Below are 1,983 nucleotides of genomic sequence, written 5' to 3' on the forward strand. Positions count from 1 at the left end.
GTTATATGCCTTGAAAGATCGTTTTGATTATAAATCAGTGGGTGGTGCTCTATTTATGGGCTTTGAAAAAGCAATCGTAAAAGCACATGGTGGTTCAGATGCCAAGGCAGTTTTTAATGCGATGGAACTTGTATATAGAATGGTAGACTTAGATGTTGTAGGTCGTATGAAAGAAGGACTTCAATAATGAAAATATTAGATTTCTTACAGAAAGAAAACATTCCTTTTAAACGTATTGGTCTTTATAAGGAAGCATTTACTCATTCGTCTTATGCGAATGAATCAAATGTTCATATTCCTGATTATGAAAGACTAGAATTTATGGGAGATGCTGTTTTACAGCTATTTGTATCAGAATTCATCTTTGCATTACATCCAGAATATAAAGAAGGACAGTTAACACAACTTCGTTCTAAACTTGTAAGAGAAGAATCTTTAGCGCGCTTTTCTGAAGAACTTCATTTAGGTGAACTTCTTTATTTAGGTGTAGGTGAAGAAAAGAGTGGTGGACGTCATCGTGAAAGTGTTCTTGCAAATATTTATGAATCATTTATAGGTGCACTTTATTTAGATTGTGGTAAAGAACAGGTGATTCGTATTCTTGAAAAGACAATCTTCAAACATGTCAATGAAGTAAATGAATTTGATGATATCACTGATTATAAGACTAAATTACAGGAATTAGTGCAGTCAGATGACCGTAAGACAGTCAGTTATCATGTAAAAAGTTCAACTGGACCAGCCAATGCTCCTGAATTTGTCATTGAAGTTATTTTAGATGATATGATTTTAGGTACTGGCAAGGGAACAAGTAAAAAGCGTGCAGAACAGCATGCGGCAAAAGATGCATTAATGAAAATGGCAAAGAAGGCTTCATAGTCTTCTTTTTCTTATGTGTAAGTTTTGTAAAAAAAGACAAATCACTTTACTTTTTGTATAATGATAGTATGATAAAAAACAAACAAGTTAGGAGATTACAATATGGGAAATAGTACAGTAAGTGATGCAAGAAATATAACTCTTGTCATGGACTTTTATGAATTAACAATGTCATATGATTATTTTAAACAGGGAAAAAAGGATGAAATTGCCTATTTTGATATGTTCTATCGAAAGAATCCTGATAATGGTGGTTATGTCATCATGGCAGGACTACAACAGTTGATTGAAGCGATTAAAGATATGCACTTCTCAAAGGGCGATATTGACTATTTACGTACTTTAAATATGTTTGATGAAGAATTTTTATCTTATTTAGCTGATTTCAAGTTTGATGGTACAATCTGGGCAGTCCCTGAAGGAACACCTGTATTCCCTTATGAACCATTAGTCACTGTTAAAGGAAAATTGATTGAAGCACAGCTATTAGAAACTTTCCTTTTAGTGACAATCAACCATCAGTCATTGATTGCAACTAAAACACAAAGAATTGTACAGGAAGCTAAGGGTCGTCCTGTTATGGAATTTGGGGCAAGAAGAGCACAGGGATATGATGGTGCAACATATGGCGCAAGAGCAGCTTATATTGGTGGAGCAGCAGGAACTGCTACAGTATCAGCAGGTAAAGCTTTTGGTATTCCAGTACTTGGTACAATGGCACATTCTTTTGTTCAGTCATTTGACACTGAATATGATGCATTTAAAGCCTATGCTGAAATCTATCCAGATTCATGTATTCTTTTAGTAGATACATATGATACATTAAAGAGCGGTATTCCAAATGCGATTAGAGTCGCAGAAGAAGTATTACAGCCAATGGGTAAGACATTAGCTGGTATTCGTATTGACTCAGGAGATATCGCATATCTTACTAAGAAAGCAAGAATGATGCTTGATGTTGCTGGATTGACTAATACAAAGATTTCTATTTCTAACTCATTAGATGAATATTTAATCCGTTCTGTACTTGAACAGGGTGCACGTATTGATTCATTTGTCGTAGGGGAAAACATGATTACATCTAAGTCTTCTCCGGTATTTGGC

Annotated in this window: 2 protein-coding genes and 1 pseudogene; all 3 read left to right on the top strand. The window is 34.6% G+C overall.

Annotation, left to right across the window (positions count from 1 at the left end):
* Positions 1-187: pseudogene (locus tag ACT8VG_RS10690) on the top strand (phosphate acyltransferase PlsX); the annotation flags it as partial.
* Entirely contained in the window at positions 187-879 is a 693-nt protein-coding gene (gene rnc, locus ACT8VG_RS10695) for a ribonuclease III (protein ID WP_129981580.1), read from the top strand. The pseudogene ACT8VG_RS10690 and the gene rnc, both read left to right, overlap by 1 nt.
* A 102-nt stretch (positions 880-981) precedes the next feature.
* Positions 982-1,983: nicotinate phosphoribosyltransferase (locus ACT8VG_RS10700; RefSeq protein ID WP_444195863.1), on the top strand; the 1,002-nt coding region annotated here is incomplete at its 3' end.

It is taken from the genome of Catenibacterium sp. (assembly GCF_052354645.1).
GTDB lineage: Bacteria > Bacillota_I > Bacilli_A > Erysipelotrichales > Coprobacillaceae > Catenibacterium > Catenibacterium mitsuoka_A.

What these genes read in the sequence shown, in the direction of transcription:
- rnc (WP_129981580.1), top strand. Translation starts at nt 187, where the DNA reads ATGAAAATATTAGATTTCTTACAGAAAGAAAACATTCCTTTTAAACGT.